Raw genomic sequence first — 16,336 nt, forward strand, 5'->3', positions numbered from 1 at the left:
AATGAATAACCCAACAATGTTAACCTACATAAATCAAGAAGCCTCAGTAATGACTAAAATCTTGGATACCTATCCTCAACAAATTGATGCTGTAATTGACAGCAAATTGTTAACTAGCCAATCTTGGTTGTTATTAGGAATTGGCTCTAGCTATAACGCCGCTTTAAGCGCTAAATATTACATCGAGAAAAAGGCCAATGTGCTTGTTGATTTGCAACAACCCTATAACTACAGCAATTACGACATGGTTGACCCTAATTTAGAGGTTGCTGTTGGTATTTCGCAAAGTGGTCAAAGTACTTCAACCATTGATGCTATCAAGAAATTATCTGAAGAAAACATCTATACTATCGGTGTAACTAGTCAACCAGGAAAAGAGTTATCAGATGCTTGTCAAAGAACACTTGATATACTTACTGGCCGTGAACAAGTTGGTTATGTCTCACTAGGATTTACTGCTACTGTTTTGAGTCTGATGCTTTTGGGATTGAGAGTTGGTGTCAAAAAAGGTCTAATCTCTACAGATCAAGAAAGTACAGAACTAGAGGAATTCAGGAATATCGTCGCTCATTTTGATGAAACAATTACTAAAACAACTGATTTCTTCAAGGAAAATGAATCCGACTTTCAAAACGCTTATCAATTTTCTGGCATCGCCTATGGTCCTAGCGTGGGATCAATTAAAGAATTGGAAACTAAATTCACAGAAACTGTTCGTGTTCCAGCAGATGGCAATGAACTGGAAGCCTTCATGCATGGTCCTTATCTATCAATCAACCCTGAACACCGACTATTCTTCATTACAACTAATGCTAAACCAAACGTTAAAAGTAAAGCTGATTCGTTGATCAGATATGAGAGTCAATATACTAAACACATTTTTGAAATCAATTATACTGACCAACCAAACAATTCAGAAAAAGTTTTGAATCTGATGAACATTGCTGATGAAACCAAAGTTCCATTCTTGGGTGGACTTCCTATTCAAGTCCTATCCTGGTACATCACAAAGAGCCGTGGAATTGATTTATCAAAACAGATCTTTACTGATTTCTCCGAGAAAGTTCACAACAAAACTGAATTTCAAAATTACGTATAAAAAAGAAGGCGAGATAATCAATCCTGATTATCTCGCCTATTATTTCGTTATTTTAAGCTTTTTAAAACATAATCTGCTAATTGATCAACTCGTTTGAAATCATCCTCATCAGGATCTTGATCAATCTTCACGGAATCGGCAACTTGTTCACCATTACTAGAGTTAAGTTGCATAGTGAAATAATCGACTGCACGTCCAAAATGAATGTGCTGTTTTGAACTAGAACCTAAGACAGCAAACTTCGTATGATTCAAATCAACATCCTTTAGATCATCATAGAAATCTTGTGCTTCATCGGGAACTTCTCCATCGTTATAAGTATATGTTTCAACTATAACGGCGTCATAGCTGTCCAAAGCAAAAGCATCGGTCTCAATCATTTGTTCTAAAGTTACATCAGCGTCATGCTTTTCCAAATAATCAACTAAATGTTTTGCAATTTTCTCATTACGTCCTGTCATACTGGTATAAGTTACAAGGATATTCATCTTTTTACCTACCATCTAACGCTAATGCGTTCTTTTTGATGTTTTGCATTAATAATTTCATCAACCATAGCAATTGCAAAATCTGCATAACTAATTTCACATTTACCATCTTTGTCAAAAGTCAATTCTTCACCGGCTAAAACGTACTTACCTGTACGTTCGCCTTTAGCATCAAAAGATGCCGCTGGACTAATGAAAGTCCAATTGATTGAGCTCTGGCGTAGTTCATCTAATGACTTACCCATTTCCTCACTCAAAGGTTTAACAGCTTCAGGAAAATCATCTTGTTGATAAAGTTGTTTGGTATGGTTTGAATCAAGATAGAGCGATCCTGCCCCACCAACGACCAATAATCTTGTTGCACTACCATTCAAAATTTCAATTAAATGCTTTGTGGCTGGTACATATTCTTTAACATTAGGACCAAAGAAACCTAAAGCATCAACTAATACGTCAAAATCTTTAACATCCTCGGCTTGCAAACTATAAACATCCCTAACTAAATACTTATCAGTTGGCGACTTCTTACTATTGCGAACGATAGAAGTAACATCCAATCCTCGTTCCTTTGCCTCTTTAACGATTAAGGAACCTTCCTTACCATTTGCTCCAATTACAGCTATTTTCATATGATTACCTCCAAATCCACTCATAAGTTTACTTTACACAATCACAAGCAAAATTACTAAAGATGAGCTTCGTTTATAGTAGAATTGTTGTGCTAGGAGGCATGTATAATGGCATATCAAATTTATTTAGTTAGACATGGAAGAACTTGGTACAACGAATATCAGAAGATGCAGGGTTGGTCCGATACACCCTTAACTAATGATGGTGTTGAAGTCGCACAAAAAGCAGCTGAATCACTGAAGAATGTTGATTTTGCAGCTGCACTGACTTCGGATATGAAACGAGCCGTTGACACTTGTCGTATTATTACCAGAAGAAACCGAAATAATTTAGTACCTCAGGAACTGTCAGAATTTAGAGAACAATTTTATGGCTTCTATGAAGGTCGTGGAATTGATGAATCATGGTTCGTTATAGGTAAACCACATCATGCCAAAAGCTTTGCTCAAATCGTTCAAAATTATGGCTTTGATGCCACAATGGATTTCGTTAAAGAAGCTGATCCATTACACGATGCTGAAGATGCCACTGAATATTGGAATCGAATCGAACGTGGATTTAAAAAAATTGATCAAATTGCCAAAGATGGTGACAAAATTCTATTAGTGACTCACAGTATTACTATTTTAGGATTAGCATATCGCTACAAAGCCGGTGATTTTGAATTAAATGACGTACCGGCAAATGCCAGTCTAACAATGCTAGAACGTGATAATGGTGTTAACCGAGTTACAAAATACAATCAATCTCTTCTCTAGTGTAGTAAAATTAACTTACAAACTTTGAGGAGGGCACTAATGGCTAAATACCAAATTTACATGATTCGCCATGGTAAAACTTGGTTTAATAAATACAATAAAATGCAAGGTTGGTCTGATACTCCCCTTGCACCTGAGGGTCTAGAAGTTGCTAAGAAAGCTGCTAAAGCTTTAAAAGATGTTGACTTTAATGCTGCTTTTTCATCAGACGCACGTCGAGCAATTGACACTTGCAAGTTGATCGTTGATGACAATAAGAACCGTGAACAACTTAATCCCACTAAATTAATGGAATTCAGAGAACAATTCTACGGCTACTTCGAAGGTATGAATTCTTCTGAAGCTTGGTTCATCGTTGGTCAACCACATGGTGAAAGAACTTTTGGTGATATCCTTTCTAAATATGGACTTGATGCTACAAGAGACTTCATGAAAGACGCTGATCCGTTCCACGATGCTGAAAACGCTGAGGAATACTGGACTAGAGTTGATCGTGGTTTTGAAAAGATTGATCAAGTTGCTAAAGATGGTGACAAGATTCTATTGGTTACACATGGAACAACTATCCGTTCTATTACAGAGCGTTATGGTCATGGTAAATTCGACTTAACACAAAGTCCTAAGAACTCAAGCTTAACAATGCTTGAACGTGATAATGGTGTTAATACCGTTACAAGTTACAGCCAAATCTTAGGTGAATAAACAATTTTAAAATTTAAAGCAGCGTCCTATTGTTTTCTAAATGGATGCTGCTTTTTTTATTATAAAAATAATAAATAGAACCGTTTACTAGTCTGGAACAAAAGTTGAAAATGCGGTCAGCTGTGAGGTCATTGTTAGCGGCTTTGCCGGTTACAATGAGGCTGATCTTGAAGATCCAAAATGCCCACAGCGTTCCACCAGCATTTTCAATTTTTGTGGAAGACGGAATTTTTGATAGCATTACATATCTTCTAATAAAATAACTTTTTTCTTCGAATAAAATATTTTTCTATATATTTTTCCTTATGTATCAGTCACAAGCTACATTTTTTATTAAATTGATTTTAATTTTGTACTACCAGTTTACAGAATATTAATATAAACTGTTACCTAAGTTCACGAATTGAAAGGAGAACCTAGTATGTCAGAATTATCATCCAAGGCCGTTGAATCTAACGCCTTTTACATAAATCCAGACCGTTCAGTCGCTGTGATTAATTACAATGAAGAATACATTCAAGATGTTTTTCAACTAATTAATAGTCAGGGATTTTACAATCTTGTTCATTTATATTTAGACGAAAGCCAATTAGCTGTTACCAATAAGGTCGAAGGTCTAGATGCCAAGACTTATATCAATATTTTGAAAGCCATTTTGATTGACGATAAAGATAACTATGAAAAATATGGTAACGAACAAATTCTGAAAAGTATCGAAGATTTTTATTCATACTACCGTTCCTACTTCAGAGTCTCTTTGATCAATAAACATGATAGCGCCATTGCCAAAAGTGACTTCATGAATATTGATAATCACTTTAACGAAGTCGTTATTCATCTTTACCGTGCAATTGAAGAAAAACTTCAAGGCTTTACCAACCGCACTTATCGTCAAGTAAATGCTGGAACTAACGCTTGTGTCCTTACCCAAACTATTAAATGGAATACCCCTCAAAAATATCAATCACTCGAAAGCATCAGATTCCTAGATACCCTAATGCTTCGTCCGCCAATGATGATGCATACTAAGAGTAATAAACGTGAGGGTACTTTCAGCGAAGTACTCGACAATCCTCTTGAAAAATTCGATGGTACTCAACAAGATTGGTATTGCTTCCCTGCCAAAATTGGTGAGAGTCTAACTTTCATTTACTTCCATCGTGACTATTTCGTCAGTGGCATTGCTTTAGCCAACTTATTCGAAGTCGCTGATAGAGAAAGTATTGCAGGCCAAAAGCCAGACGAAATTTTACTATTTGGTTTAAGTGAAACTGAAGGTGGCGTCAGTCATTATTATCATGATGAAGCTAACGATATCTGGGTCGGCGAAGTTCCTTATAACGATAAAACAACTTATTTCGGTTACATGAAGAAGATGTGTTTAACTCTTCATAATCTCCATATGATTTACGAAGATCGACTACCAATTCACGGTTCAATGGTTAAAATTAGTTTTTCAAATGGTAAAACTAAATCTGTTGTCTTCTTCGGAGATTCTGGTGCCGGCAAGTCTGAATCCATCGAGGCTCTACAAGAAGTTGCTGATGATGAAATCATTAACATCGAGACAATTTTTGACGACATGGGTAGTTTTGCCTTTGATGAAAAAGGTAATGTTTATGCCCAAGGTACTGAAACGGGTGCATTCGTCCGTCTTGATGATCTAAGCAGTTCCGTAGCTTTCAATAATATGGATCGAGGTATCTACTTGAATCCAGAATTGAAAAACGCTCGTGTTATTTTACCTGCTAATACCTACAAACATGTGGTTGAACATCATTCCATCGACATGTGGGTTTACGCTAATAATTACGATGCCGAAATTGGATTGCATCAATTCCCTGATGAAGAAAAAGCTAAAGCTACTTTCATTTCTGGAAAACGTAAGGCTTTGGGAACAACAGATGAAGTTGGAATGAGTACTACTTTCTTCGCCAATCCATTTGGACCAGTACAGGAAGAAGAACGTACACGTCCAATTATCGACAAAGTCTTCAATAAACTCTATCAAGATAAAGTTTACGTTGGAGAAATTTACACTCATCTAGGCTACGACAAATCTAAAGACAGCCTTCACGAATCAGCTAAAGAGTTACTAAATGAATTAATGAATAACTAAACAAAGAGCATCAGTAATCTATGATTACCGGTGCTCTTTTGGTTTCTCGTCATTAAATTTTTTGTTAATTTCTTTGGTCAATTGCTGTAAAGATTCTGCCAAATAATCACCATTAACGGTTTTCTTACGTAATGTCGGATTATTTAAACGATACTCTTTGGCATTAGGTTCTTTTACCCAGAAATTATACTGTGGTGTATTGATAGCAAAGGAATTCTTACTAGTAAAACCACTTCGTTTTAAATCATTGTTCAATTCAATCGGCTCATCCAAGTTGTTTGGAATCAAACCTGTGATAATTTTGGATCCAATTGCAGGCAAAGGAAATTCATCATTCTTAACTAGCATATTGTGACCATACGCTTTATGCTTACTTTCACTATACCAATCGTCAAATGAAACTAAACCACCATCTAAAGCTAAATAGACGATCTTATTTTTCAAAGACTTGTCGCCACTAATAACTTTATCAATATGAACTGAAGCCTTGGTGTAAGCCATACTTTTAGGGCTCCGCATCTTTTCCAAATTATAAATAGTCCCTTTGATAACAGCTTTATTGTAATTTTTTAGATTATCCAAAGAAATTCCAACAGGAACTTTCTCCCTACTATTACCTTCACTGTGAACAATATCAGCTTTAGCAGTTTGCTTTTTCCATTTACGCTGGTTTTCTTTTATTGTAATGTAACTATCTTTAGAATTATGATAGAAAGAATTTTTAATTGTATTAACACTGTATGCGGAAAGCGGTAATACGAATACTAACAAGGTCAAAATCATTAGTGTTTTTCTCATCGCAATTTCTCCTCGCACCAATTATCGCACGGAAGAAAGCGTTATTGTACCGCTTTTTGTTTATATAAAATACAGAATTATTTGTTAGAAATTCATAAGGAAAAAGTTTTATTTATTAAATTTTTCGTTGAGTTGATCGGTCAATTTTTGGAACTGTGCGGCACGATATTCTTCAGAAATTTCTTGTTGATTTTCGTATAAACTATTAGCCAAGACAAACTCTTTAGCACTCGGATTTTTGATCCAATAATTGAACCGTTCCAACATTGGTTGATATGACTTTTGAGTACTAAAATGTGCTTTCTCTAAATAATTGTTAAATGAATTCTTCTCACTAAAATCCACTTTCGTTAATCTAATAATTACTTGCGCACCAATTTTGGGCAATGGTGCTAATTTCTCTTGTACTAGCAAGTTTTGCTTAGTTTTATTAGTAGTGGCATCAAGATAATAATCATCCGTGGAAATTATTCCACCCTTTAATGGAACTTGAATAACTTTTCTATTGAGAGATTTTTTCCCACTGATGACTTTGTCGACATAGATGGTCGTTTTAGTCAGTGACACCCCTTTGGGACCCTTCATCGATTCTAAATTACAAATAGTCCCCTCAACAACAGCATAATTTTTATCATTGGAGGCCTGATTCAGCAATTCTTTCATGTTAAAAGCTACACCAATATAATCTCCCGAATAACCATCTTTATAGACCGACTTGAGTCCTGAAGTTTTCTTCTGCCAAGCAACTCTATTTTGACTAATCGTTTTTTTATTTAAACCAGTCTCTTTTACTGAGGTATCCGCTTTGTCAGCATTAGATGGTTTTGAATTATTACACGCAGACAATGGAAAAATTAGCATTGCTAAAGCTAAAAACAAAAGTACCTTTTTCATCATCTCACCCCTTTACCGGCATTATCGCATGGACTGTAGCAAAAAAGCCAAGACAATCTGCCCTGACTTTTTACAATTCAACTATTTGATAAGAAAATCCAATACTCTTCAAAAATTTAAATAGATCTTCTGGTTTTAACAACATTGTTTTCGTATTGTCATTCGGGTGAAAGGTCAATGGCAATCCACTCACAACTGATTTTTCAAAATAAACTTGTACATCTTTAGTCTCATTATTCAACAAACTAAAAATAGAAACGGAACCTGATTTAATTCTCAATTTTTCTAATAAAGATTGATCCGATGCAAACTTGAGATGCTTTTTGTCTACTATCTGCGCAAATTTTTTCATATCCAATCGTTGATCATCTCTTACAAAAACTAAGTAATAAGATGTCTTTTTCTTATCAGTTAAAAATAATGACTTAGTTCTCATACAAGGAATATTGGCAACATATTTATCAGCTTCTTCAGCCGTAAAAACAGCTGGATGTTCGATTAATTGAAATTGAATATTTAAACGATCTAACTCTGTTTTAATTTGCGAATAATCATTCATTTATCTCACCTTTTAAAATAATGACAGAACAAACACGATTGCTGTTAAAACTGTGATTTTGATTTTATCAGACTGTGGTACTTCTAAAGTCTTCCAGTTAAGAAGTGCTAATCCACCTAAACTAATAAACCCAACAATCCCGTTGACCCAAATATTACTTTTACCAGCAATAAGATAAACTATTGCTGACAACAATCCATCTAGAGCCAAGCATAGCGCCATGTTAACTAATAAAGCTGGTTTGTAATTATTATTATTCTTTAACAATAGGACAAACAAACCATAGATAATTGCAAAAATTATCAATGCTCCTAAAGCAAAGAGAACTAATTTCAAATACTTACCCATTGCTGGCATCTGGCTCAAATTAGAATCAGTCACTAGCATACTAGCAACTGTCATAAAGAAGTATATCAGGAATATCCCGAAGCGTGACACCTTATCTAATTCATATAATCTTTTCATATTTTCCCCTATTCTTCTTTCAAGAGTCCTACTAATTCTGATTTAGCAGCTTTATTTGATGGAATGAATCCGAAGATCAAACCAACTGCAGTCGATACTGATAAGGAGAGAATTAATGCATAGGCCGTTATAACGGCTTTGAATGGTAAGAATGCATTAATTATCGCTACTAATAAGTATCCGAAAATAATTCCGATAACTCCCCCAATTACACATAAAACGACACTCTCAATCAAAAATTGATTTCTAATATCATTCGAAGTAGCACCGAAAGCTCGACGTATTCCAATTTCTTTACGACGTTCTGACACCGTTATATACATCACATTCATAACTCCAATACCAGCAATCAATAATGATATTCCAGCAATGAAGGCAATGAAGTAAGTAATATCATTTAAAATCTTCGTAAATTGCTTACTTACTTGGTCAGGGTTAGAAACTTCATAGGTACCAATATTCTTTTGTTCACCCATCTTTTTCATTTGTTTAACTGCTCTTTTGCCAATCCATTTCTTATTAGCTTTAGGTGCAACTGACAAACGAGCTTCATCTTTGGAAATTTGGTTAGCAAACAGTTGTTTAAAGATTGTCTTAGAAACATAAGCATCTGGACGATAATTCATATCACTGATGTGATAAATTCCTTGAACAACAAAAACTGTGCCATCAATTGAAATCAAACGGTTTAGCACATTCTTTTTGAACAATTTGTGGGCCAAATCTTCTGAAATATAAACTCCGTTTGAAGCTCCACTCATTTGAAAATAATCACCTTTTGCTAATTTCAAATGTTTGGGTTGTTTATTCAAACTCATTGTTACATTCTTAGTCTTATATTGAGCTTTAGCACCCGCTTCAACGACACTACTAGCTAATTTAACCTGTTCAACTCCAGGTATTTTCTCCAAAACGGCTTCATCATTATTAGTGAATCCTCCATCAGTATTATCATCTGTGGTTGGTTGGTACATAATAACGACTTTGTTACGAGTATTGTGATTACCCATACCTTTAGTCACAGTATGTGCAAAGCCATCCCCAATTGCCAAAATACAAATAACGCTGGCAATTCCAATAATGATTCCTAACATGGTTAGAAAATTACGATTCTTATTCTTCCCAATGGATTTAAAAGCGATCAAAATTTTATCTGTCATGATTTTTTCACGCTCTTTTCATCGTTATATAGACGACCATCACGAATATATACAGTTCTCATAGCGTATTCAGCTACTTCACTATCATGAGTTACCATGATAATCGTTGTGCCATCTTGATTAAGTTTAGTAAAAATATCCATGATTTCCTTACTGGTCTTTGAATCTAAGGCACCTGTTGGTTCATCAGCAATTACCAAATTAGGATGATTGACAATAGCCCTGGCAATCGCAACCCTTTGTTGTTGACCACCGGATAATTCAGAAGGAAGATTCTTTTCTTTCCCCTTCAAACCAACTTTTTCTATCACATCTTCAATTAATTCACGCTTATTATTTTGTTCTTTCTTACTATAAATAAGCGGTACTTCAATATTTTCGTAAACATTATAAGTCGTCAACAATTTAAAGTTCTGAAAGACGAATCCTAATTGGTCGCCTCGAATACGTGACAGAAAGTTATCACTGACCGTTTTATAATTTTTATTTTTCAGCAAATATTCACCAGTATAACTTTGATCCAATAATCCTAAGATATTGATCAAAGTTGATTTACCTGATCCAGAAGGACCCATGATAGCTAGAAACTCTCCATCAGCCACTTCCAGATTGATATTCTCCAGAGCGGTGAATTTGCCATAAGTCTTACCTATATTAGTAACTTTTAGCATTACTCCACCGTCCTATTTCAAAACTAATTTGTCGCCAGTTTTAATTCCGTCCATTACATAGTAATAGTGACCCTTTTTCGTCATAGCAAGTGTACGTTTATGTTTTTTATTATTCTTCAAAAGATAAACTGTATCTCCAGACCAAACGGCACTTTCTGGAATTTTGTAACCGTCTGATTCAGTCTTCAATTGAACGTGCATCCCGTATGGCAACTTCTCTTCTGTTGAAACGCGGAAATGATAGTAAGAAACATTATGTGTACTGTAAGGAATACTATCCTTTTGTTCATAATTACCCGAAATCTTAGTTCCGTCGTTCTCAACTACTGTTACGTCATCGCCAACCTTGATCTTATCCAAACTATACTCGTTGACGTTACCTTGAATAACTGGAGCACCATAAATGAATTCACGCCCCGTATCATCCTTATAGTAAGTACCATCGATTGGTGCTGTTACTTGACGGTTCTGTGCTTGATTAAGTTTAGCCAGCTTAGCTTGAGCTTCCGATAACATCTCTTGATTCTTGCTCAATTCAATCTGATCATCTGTCTTTTTATCTGATGAATTGTACTCTTGAATGGCCAATTGTGCCTGATGAATCTCAGCGTTAACACTGTTGATGTCACTACTCATGTCTTTGTAAAAGCTGAATAGTACCTGACCCTTAGTAACGCGTTGACCGTTCGTAACATGTGTTGCGACTAAAGTCTCGTCTTGTGATTTGGGTTCATCGCTAACTACTTTTTTGTCAGTTTCTTGGACAATACCATTGAAATAATTAGTATTATCTCGTTGAACAGTATAAGTGCTGTAATCATTTTTATTGTCATTATTCTTGAAGCCGTTTCCCAAAACTAGAAAAAGAATAACTGCAATTAAAACAACGTTAATTCCCCAAATAGCTATTTTAATTTTCTTCATAATAATCTCCCTAAATTTGCTTGTCTTTCTAAGCTTAACAGTCTTAAGCTTACGATTAATTGGCATTCTGTCAAATCTAAAAACAAAAAAATAGAGCATTTCTGCTCTATTTTTTAGATTAATTAAGCTGTAACTACTTTGTCACTGCTCGCCTTATCAGTTTCAGGAAGCTTTCTTAAACCAATTCCTGTGAATCCACTAATAATAGAAAGAATTGGTGAAAGTAAACTGAAGAAACAGAATGGTAAGAATGATAATGTTGGTACTCCTAAGGTATTGGCCGCAAAGGCTCCGGCAACGCCCCATGGAATTAGGTAGTTGATTACTGTACCACCATCTTCTAGTACACGGCTTAATGCTAAATTATCTAAACCACGTTTATTGAAGGTTGTTTTGAAGGCTTTACCAGGTAAAATAACTGATAAGTATTGTTCACCAACAAAGATGTTAACGCCAATTCCAGAAAGAATTGTCGCCGTTACGACTGATCCCGGTGTCTTAAGACGTTCTGCCAATGGTGCCATGGCTGTTTGGATAACGTCAAACTTCATTAATAGTCCACCTAAAGACAATGTTAGAAAAATCAATGAGACTGTACCCATCATGGAAGTAATTCCTCCACGAGTTAATAAAGCATCAACACTGGCATTTCCTGTTTTAGATACGAATCCATTTTCAATGAAACCGGCAATATCCTTAACTGGTGTATTTGGTTTTTCAATAAAGATCATACCTACAGTTACAGTAACGTTCAAAATCAAAGTTGCAATAGCAGGAATTTTCATAATGGCACAAATGAATAACAATGCGATTGGTAGAATGGCCCACCATGAAATTACGAAATTACTATTTAAAACATTCAATGTTGTATTAATTTTGCCCATACCGGCATTAGTACCACTGTTACCAATTATTGCGTAAAGTACTAAAGAAATGATAAAAGCAGGAATTGTTGTCCACATTAGATTCTTGATGTGAGCAAATAAATCATCTTCCGCAATGGCAGCGGCCAAGTTAGTTGAATCTGAAAGTGGTGAAGTCTTGTCACCAAAGATGGCTCCAGAAATGATGGCTCCAGCTACTAAAGCAGGATTCATGCCTAAAGTTTGTCCCATACCGAAAAGTGCAATCCCGATTGTTGAAATAATTGTAAAGGCACTACCGATTGAAGTTCCAATCAAAGCACAAACTAGAAATACTGATGGAATAAACCAACGAACGGAAATCATATGGAAACCAGCTACCATCATTGATGGAATAATTCCGGCTGCAATCCAAGTTCCAATCAAAGTACCAATCAGAATAAAGATAAAGATTGGAATGATACCATTTTTAACTCCACTGACAATTCCGTCAGAAATATCATCCCAACTGCTGCCGCGAAGCTTAGCCCATAAAACTAATAATCCGATTACTACTAGAACAGGAGTCTGTGGTGAAAGTCCAAATTTGATAACCCCTACTCCCAAAATAACTAACATTACTGCCAACATGATGATGGCTTCTTTAAAATTTATACTCTTCTTATTCATAATTAATTCCTCCAAATTTTGTTTTAATTTTCTTGAAGAATTAATATCGAGGATTGCCCCCGCATGTATTTATCATCATTTTACTTACCCCTTGGTATAAAAAAAGTCCCTGCTGCAACTATGCAACAGGGACGATTTACCGTGGTACCACCCAGCTTGAGAAGTATTCAAAAAACACCTCTCCACTCTTGAGAATAACGGATCTCTTTTTCCGCTTGGAAAACCAAGTCATGCCTGGTATTTCATAAATGCATCCTGACCGGTTCGCATCAACCACCGGCTTTCTTACGCCCAGATACATCACTACTTGATTCAGACACTTATATTTGTTTATTTGATTGACACTCACTATAAACGGCTTTTTTTATTCTGTCAACTAATAATTTAAATTAAGCCATTTTATGATCAATATACTTGGACAATAAAGACAAGGCGTAGCAGACCACGAAGTACATTAGAGCCATCATGACAAAGACAGGAATAATGTAATTTGGATTTTGTCCGTAAACTACTTGTCCATGTTGCATTAATTCTGGTACCACAATGATTGTGGCCAAAGAAGTATCCTTGATCAAAGAAATAAATTGACTAACCATTGCTGGAATCATTTTCTTATAGGCTTGTGGTAAAACAACGTGCCACATTGCTTGAATATAAGTCATTCCCATTGATCGAGAGGCTTCCATTTGACCAATATCAACCGCCATAATTCCTGATCTAATAATTTCAGCAATCATCATTGATTCAAAGACGGTCATCGCTAAAATTGCGGCTGGAATCGTATCTGGCTTAAACCCAAAGGCTGGTAAACCGAAGTAAACAAAGAAGATAATCAGTAGCAATGGTAAATTACGGATTACATCAATGATTACTCCGACAATTTTGGAAACGTAGCGAATTTTCGAATAACGAATGATTCCCAAAACCGAGCCGATAATAAAACTCAGTAACACCGATATAACGGAGATCAAAATCGTGACTTCCAAACCTTGGAGAAGAAATCTGATGTTGACCCATGAATAAGCATTCATCCAATTTTGCATAATGTTCTCCTCCTAAGCTAATTTTCTTTCGAGATATTGCATGTAGTAACTGATTGGTAAAGTTATGATCAAGTAAAACAATCCGACAATCAAATAAGTATTAACTGTGTCGAAAGTTTGCGATGCAATCGCATTTCCTTGATACATCAAATCGAACCCGGCTACGAAGGCTAGAACTGAAGAGTTCTTAACCAAATTAACAAATTGATTACCCAATGGTGGAATTACTAACTTGAAGGCTTGTGGTAAAACGATATAACGCATAGCTTGCCAAAAAGTCATCCCTTGCGAACGAGCAGCTTCCATCTGACCGATATCAACCGAATTGATACCAGCTCTAACTGTTTCAGCGATGAAGGCTGATGTATAAATCGTTAAACCTATTGTTCCCGCTGTGAAGCCGTTAATTTTGACTACGTAAAGCGGAATAACTAGATAGAAAAACATTGTAATAACTAACAGTGGAATATTACGGAAAATCTCCACATAAATTTTTCCAATGATTCTTAAAAACTTATTCGGAAGTACCTCAAGGATGGCTACTAACGAACCAATAATTAAACTGAAGAACAGAGCCAACACACTGGATAAAACAGTCCAACCGAATCCAGTGATAAAGGAGTTCCAATTATGAGTTAAAAGATTAATCATGACGTAGCACCTCCTTGTAATTGAATCCAGGTACATTACCAAACCACTTCATGATTAATTTGTTGTAAGTACCATCTTTTTCTACTTCACTTAAGGCTTTATCGATAGCCTCTCTAAAATCTTTTTGACCTTTATTAATCCCGATACCATATGGTTCTGTAGTAAAGGCCTTACCTCTTAAGACATAACCGGGATTGTTTACGGCCATACCAGCTAAGATAACGTTATCGGTTGTTAAAGCATCGCCTTGACCTGACTTCAAAGCTGTTAGAGCTTGGGCATAATCAGGTAACTGTAATACTCGAGCTTTTGGGGCAAACTTCTTAACATTTTCAACTGAGTTAGAACCAACTACACCGATAATAGTTTTATCATTCAAATCCTCAACTTTTTTAATTGGTGAATTCTCTTTGACTAGGATTGACTGTCCAGCATCAAAATATGAGTTAGAGAAATCAATCGTTTTTTGTCTTTCCGGCGTTATGGTCATTGTAGCGATGATGGCATCGATATTACCATTCTTCAATAGCGGAATTCTGGATTGAGAAGTAACTGTAACAAACTTTGCCTTAGCATCCTTGCCTAACATTTTCTTAGTGATAGCCTTGGCTAAATCAATTTCGAATCCCTTTTCCTTGCCATCTTTTACATCGACCAAACCGATCAATCTTGTATCAGCTTTAACACCCCAAGTAATAGTTTTACTTTCTTTAGCGTTAGTTAGAACATTTTGATCTGACAGTGGTTTTGAACCACAGCCACTTAGAACCAACACTAGGAGCAATGAAGTGATAATTAGAGTTAGATATTTTAGACGTTTCATCATTAATTCCCCCTTAATGTTGGATAATTTTACTTAGGAATTGCTTTGCACGATCATTAGTTGGTTGCTTGAAGAAAACATCTGTTGGATCATCTTCAAGAATCTGGCCGTTGTCCATGAAAATAACACGGTTCGCAACTTCTTGAGCAAAGCCCATTTCATGAGTAACGATCAATGATGTCATATCACTTTGACTAGTAACATATTTGATAACACCTAATACATCGTCAATCATTTCTGGATCTAGGGCACTTGTTGGTTCGTCGAATAGCATGCAACGAGGTTTCATAGCCAGTGATCTAGCAATCGCAACACGTTGTTTTTGACCACCAGAGATTTGTGAAGGCATGTTATGAGCTTTGTCAGCCAAGCCAACTTGGTCTAATAAAGCCATCGCTGTTTTCTTATTCTCTTCTTCGTTAAGCTTTAAAACAGTTCTTGGAGCCAACATCACATTTTCTAGTACATCCTTGTTAGCATAGAGATTGAAATGTTGGAAAACCATCCCTACATCTTTTCTAATTCGGTTAATATCAGTCTTCTTGTCGGAAATATCACGGCCATTGACGATCAATTGTCCTTCTTGAATTGTTTCTAGACCATTGACTGTACGAGCCAGTGTACTTTTACCTGATCCAGAGGGACCAACTAATACAACGGTTTCCCCCTTATCAATTTTTAAATTGATATCTTTCAATGCGTGGAAATTTCCATAATATTTTTGCACGTCGCGGAATTCAATCATTGACATAATTTAGTTCCCCTTTCCTTATTGTTAAATTTTCTTTTTGTTTATTAAGAAAATTTTAATCTGTATTTTCTATTTTGGCAACTAATATTTCTTTTGTGAAATTACTATTGGACATTGTGTTTCTTAAAATATAGTTTCAAAATACCATTAGATTAATGTTATCATATCCATAAATAATATAAAGAGATTAGAATATTTTTTTTTCGAGCAAGACGTTTTTGGACAAAATTCGCAAAAAAATAGCAAAATCACCATCGTGACTTTGCTAT

Annotated in this window: 19 protein-coding genes; 4 read left to right on the forward strand and 15 right to left on the reverse strand. The window is 35.6% G+C overall.

Annotation, left to right across the window (positions count from 1 at the left end):
- The first annotated feature begins 1 nt into the window (after position 1).
- Entirely contained in the window at positions 2 to 1,099 is a 1,098-nt protein-coding gene (locus tag LKACC16343_RS09005) for an SIS domain-containing protein (RefSeq protein WP_056950947.1), read from the forward strand.
- A 47-nt stretch (positions 1,100 to 1,146) separates the two neighbouring features.
- Here LKACC16343_RS09005 and LKACC16343_RS09010 read toward each other — a convergent pair whose 3' ends face one another.
- The gene (locus LKACC16343_RS09010) at positions 1,147 to 1,587 is read right to left on the reverse strand and encodes a flavodoxin domain-containing protein (protein ID WP_056950945.1); all 441 of its coding nucleotides are present in this window, start codon (positions 1,585 to 1,587) and stop codon (positions 1,147 to 1,149) included.
- A gap of 8 nt (positions 1,588 to 1,595) precedes the next feature.
- Entirely contained in the window at positions 1,596 to 2,216 is a 621-nt protein-coding gene (locus tag LKACC16343_RS09015; RefSeq protein WP_056950943.1) for an NAD(P)-dependent oxidoreductase, read from the reverse strand.
- A gap of 108 nt (positions 2,217 to 2,324) precedes the next feature.
- On the opposite strand from LKACC16343_RS09015, the gene LKACC16343_RS09020 reads away from it, so the two are divergent.
- Together LKACC16343_RS09020 and LKACC16343_RS09025 are read left to right on the forward strand one after the other, a co-directional pair.
- Positions 2,325 to 2,975, forward strand: coding sequence for a histidine phosphatase family protein (locus tag LKACC16343_RS09020; RefSeq protein WP_056950941.1), 651 nt, complete (start codon positions 2,325 to 2,327; stop codon positions 2,973 to 2,975).
- Between the two features lie 39 nt (positions 2,976 to 3,014).
- Positions 3,015 to 3,677 (forward strand): histidine phosphatase family protein, encoded by a 663-nt coding sequence (locus tag LKACC16343_RS09025; RefSeq protein ID WP_056950939.1) that lies wholly within the window; start codon positions 3,015 to 3,017, stop codon positions 3,675 to 3,677.
- Between the two features lie 13 nt (positions 3,678 to 3,690).
- On the opposite strand, the gene LKACC16343_RS14175 is transcribed toward LKACC16343_RS09025, so the two are convergent.
- On the reverse strand, positions 3,691 to 3,918 hold the full coding sequence (locus tag LKACC16343_RS14175; protein ID WP_143444215.1) for a hypothetical protein: 228 nt from the start codon (positions 3,916 to 3,918) through the stop codon (positions 3,691 to 3,693).
- Between the two features lie 180 nt (positions 3,919 to 4,098).
- On the opposite strand from LKACC16343_RS14175, the gene LKACC16343_RS09030 reads away from it, so the two are divergent.
- Positions 4,099 to 5,796: a radical SAM protein gene (locus tag LKACC16343_RS09030; RefSeq protein ID WP_056950937.1), complete on the forward strand. Its 1,698-nt coding sequence runs from the start codon at positions 4,099 to 4,101 to the stop codon at positions 5,794 to 5,796.
- A 24-nt stretch (positions 5,797 to 5,820) separates the two neighbouring features.
- Here the strand turns inward: LKACC16343_RS09030 and LKACC16343_RS09035 are convergent, their stop codons facing one another.
- From LKACC16343_RS09035 to LKACC16343_RS09090, 12 genes are all read right to left on the reverse strand, one after another.
- Positions 5,821 to 6,594: a hypothetical protein gene (locus tag LKACC16343_RS09035; RefSeq protein WP_056950934.1), complete on the reverse strand. Its 774-nt coding sequence runs from the start codon at positions 6,592 to 6,594 to the stop codon at positions 5,821 to 5,823.
- A 108-nt stretch (positions 6,595 to 6,702) separates the two neighbouring features.
- Complete coding sequence (locus LKACC16343_RS09040; protein WP_143444218.1) at positions 6,703 to 7,491, reverse strand: hypothetical protein; 789 nt, start codon at positions 7,489 to 7,491, stop codon at positions 6,703 to 6,705.
- Positions 7,492 to 7,558: 67 nt separating this feature from the next.
- Positions 7,559 to 8,047, reverse strand: coding sequence for a prolyl-tRNA synthetase associated domain-containing protein (locus tag LKACC16343_RS09045; RefSeq protein ID WP_056950931.1), 489 nt, complete (start codon positions 8,045 to 8,047; stop codon positions 7,559 to 7,561).
- 12 nt (positions 8,048 to 8,059) lie between these two features.
- Positions 8,060 to 8,512 carry a hypothetical protein gene (locus tag LKACC16343_RS09050; RefSeq protein WP_056950929.1) on the reverse strand — a complete coding sequence of 151 codons (453 nt, stop codon included), beginning with the start codon at positions 8,510 to 8,512 and terminating at the stop codon, positions 8,060 to 8,062.
- Between the two features lie 8 nt (positions 8,513 to 8,520).
- A complete protein-coding gene (locus LKACC16343_RS09055) occupies positions 8,521 to 9,672 on the reverse strand; it encodes an ABC transporter permease (RefSeq protein WP_056950927.1) in 1,152 nt (383 codons plus the stop codon).
- On the reverse strand, positions 9,669 to 10,343 hold the full coding sequence (locus LKACC16343_RS09060; RefSeq protein ID WP_056950925.1) for an ABC transporter ATP-binding protein: 675 nt from the start codon (positions 10,341 to 10,343) through the stop codon (positions 9,669 to 9,671). Before LKACC16343_RS09060 ends, LKACC16343_RS09055 begins: the two co-directional genes overlap by 4 nt.
- Positions 10,344 to 10,355: 12 nt before the next feature.
- On the reverse strand, positions 10,356 to 11,267 hold the full coding sequence (locus LKACC16343_RS09065) for an efflux RND transporter periplasmic adaptor subunit (protein ID WP_056950923.1): 912 nt from the start codon (positions 11,265 to 11,267) through the stop codon (positions 10,356 to 10,358).
- Between the two features lie 122 nt (positions 11,268 to 11,389).
- Complete coding sequence (gene nhaC, locus LKACC16343_RS09070) at positions 11,390 to 12,799, reverse strand: Na+/H+ antiporter NhaC (protein ID WP_056950921.1); 1,410 nt, start codon at positions 12,797 to 12,799, stop codon at positions 11,390 to 11,392.
- A 389-nt stretch (positions 12,800 to 13,188) separates the two neighbouring features.
- Positions 13,189 to 13,842, reverse strand: a complete 654-nt coding sequence (locus LKACC16343_RS09075; protein ID WP_056950920.1) for an amino acid ABC transporter permease — start codon at positions 13,840 to 13,842, stop codon at positions 13,189 to 13,191.
- 12 nt (positions 13,843 to 13,854) lie between these two features.
- Positions 13,855 to 14,493, reverse strand: coding sequence for an amino acid ABC transporter permease (locus LKACC16343_RS09080; protein ID WP_056950918.1), 639 nt, complete (start codon positions 14,491 to 14,493; stop codon positions 13,855 to 13,857).
- On the reverse strand, positions 14,486 to 15,316 hold the full coding sequence (locus LKACC16343_RS09085; protein ID WP_087721286.1) for a glutamate ABC transporter substrate-binding protein: 831 nt from the start codon (positions 15,314 to 15,316) through the stop codon (positions 14,486 to 14,488). The genes LKACC16343_RS09080 and LKACC16343_RS09085 overlap by 8 nt, the downstream gene beginning before the upstream one ends.
- Before the next feature lie 13 nt (positions 15,317 to 15,329).
- Positions 15,330 to 16,067 (reverse strand): amino acid ABC transporter ATP-binding protein, encoded by a 738-nt coding sequence (locus LKACC16343_RS09090; RefSeq protein WP_056950914.1) that lies wholly within the window; start codon positions 16,065 to 16,067, stop codon positions 15,330 to 15,332.
- Positions 16,068 to 16,336: the final 269 nt, after the last annotated feature.

This window comes from Companilactobacillus bobalius (assembly GCF_002179915.1).
Lineage (GTDB): Bacteria > Bacillota > Bacilli > Lactobacillales > Lactobacillaceae > Companilactobacillus > Companilactobacillus bobalius.

Excerpts from the sequence above, each read along its gene's own strand:
- LKACC16343_RS09045 (WP_056950931.1), bottom strand. The coding sequence starts at position 8,047 with ATGAATGATTATTCGCAAATTAAAACAGAGTTAGATCGTTTAAATATT.
- LKACC16343_RS14175 (WP_143444215.1), bottom strand. The coding sequence starts at position 3,918 with ATGCTATCAAAAATTCCGTCTTCCACAAAAATTGAAAATGCTGGTGGA.
- LKACC16343_RS09015 (WP_056950943.1), bottom strand. The coding sequence starts at position 2,216 with ATGAAAATAGCTGTAATTGGAGCAAATGGTAAGGAAGGTTCCTTAATC.
- LKACC16343_RS09075 (WP_056950920.1), bottom strand. The coding sequence starts at position 13,842 with ATGCAAAATTGGATGAATGCTTATTCATGGGTCAACATCAGATTTCTT.
- LKACC16343_RS09020 (WP_056950941.1), top strand. The coding sequence starts at position 2,325 with ATGGCATATCAAATTTATTTAGTTAGACATGGAAGAACTTGGTACAAC.
- LKACC16343_RS09040 (WP_143444218.1), bottom strand. The coding sequence starts at position 7,491 with ATGATGAAAAAGGTACTTTTGTTTTTAGCTTTAGCAATGCTAATTTTT.
- LKACC16343_RS09030 (WP_056950937.1), top strand. The coding sequence starts at position 4,099 with ATGTCAGAATTATCATCCAAGGCCGTTGAATCTAACGCCTTTTACATA.
- LKACC16343_RS09005 (WP_056950947.1), top strand. The coding sequence starts at position 2 with ATGAATAACCCAACAATGTTAACCTACATAAATCAAGAAGCCTCAGTA.
- LKACC16343_RS09060 (WP_056950925.1), bottom strand. The coding sequence starts at position 10,343 with ATGCTAAAAGTTACTAATATAGGTAAGACTTATGGCAAATTCACCGCT.
- LKACC16343_RS09080 (WP_056950918.1), bottom strand. The coding sequence starts at position 14,493 with ATGATTAATCTTTTAACTCATAATTGGAACTCCTTTATCACTGGATTC.
- LKACC16343_RS09055 (WP_056950927.1), bottom strand. The coding sequence starts at position 9,672 with ATGACAGATAAAATTTTGATCGCTTTTAAATCCATTGGGAAGAATAAG.
- LKACC16343_RS09035 (WP_056950934.1), bottom strand. The coding sequence starts at position 6,594 with ATGAGAAAAACACTAATGATTTTGACCTTGTTAGTATTCGTATTACCG.
- nhaC (WP_056950921.1), bottom strand. The coding sequence starts at position 12,799 with ATGAATAAGAAGAGTATAAATTTTAAAGAAGCCATCATCATGTTGGCA.
- LKACC16343_RS09010 (WP_056950945.1), bottom strand. The coding sequence starts at position 1,587 with ATGAATATCCTTGTAACTTATACCAGTATGACAGGACGTAATGAGAAA.
- LKACC16343_RS09085 (WP_087721286.1), bottom strand. The coding sequence starts at position 15,316 with ATGAAACGTCTAAAATATCTAACTCTAATTATCACTTCATTGCTCCTA.
- LKACC16343_RS09090 (WP_056950914.1), bottom strand. The coding sequence starts at position 16,067 with ATGTCAATGATTGAATTCCGCGACGTGCAAAAATATTATGGAAATTTC.
- LKACC16343_RS09065 (WP_056950923.1), bottom strand. The coding sequence starts at position 11,267 with ATGAAGAAAATTAAAATAGCTATTTGGGGAATTAACGTTGTTTTAATT.
- LKACC16343_RS09025 (WP_056950939.1), top strand. The coding sequence starts at position 3,015 with ATGGCTAAATACCAAATTTACATGATTCGCCATGGTAAAACTTGGTTT.
- LKACC16343_RS09050 (WP_056950929.1), bottom strand. The coding sequence starts at position 8,512 with ATGAAAAGATTATATGAATTAGATAAGGTGTCACGCTTCGGGATATTC.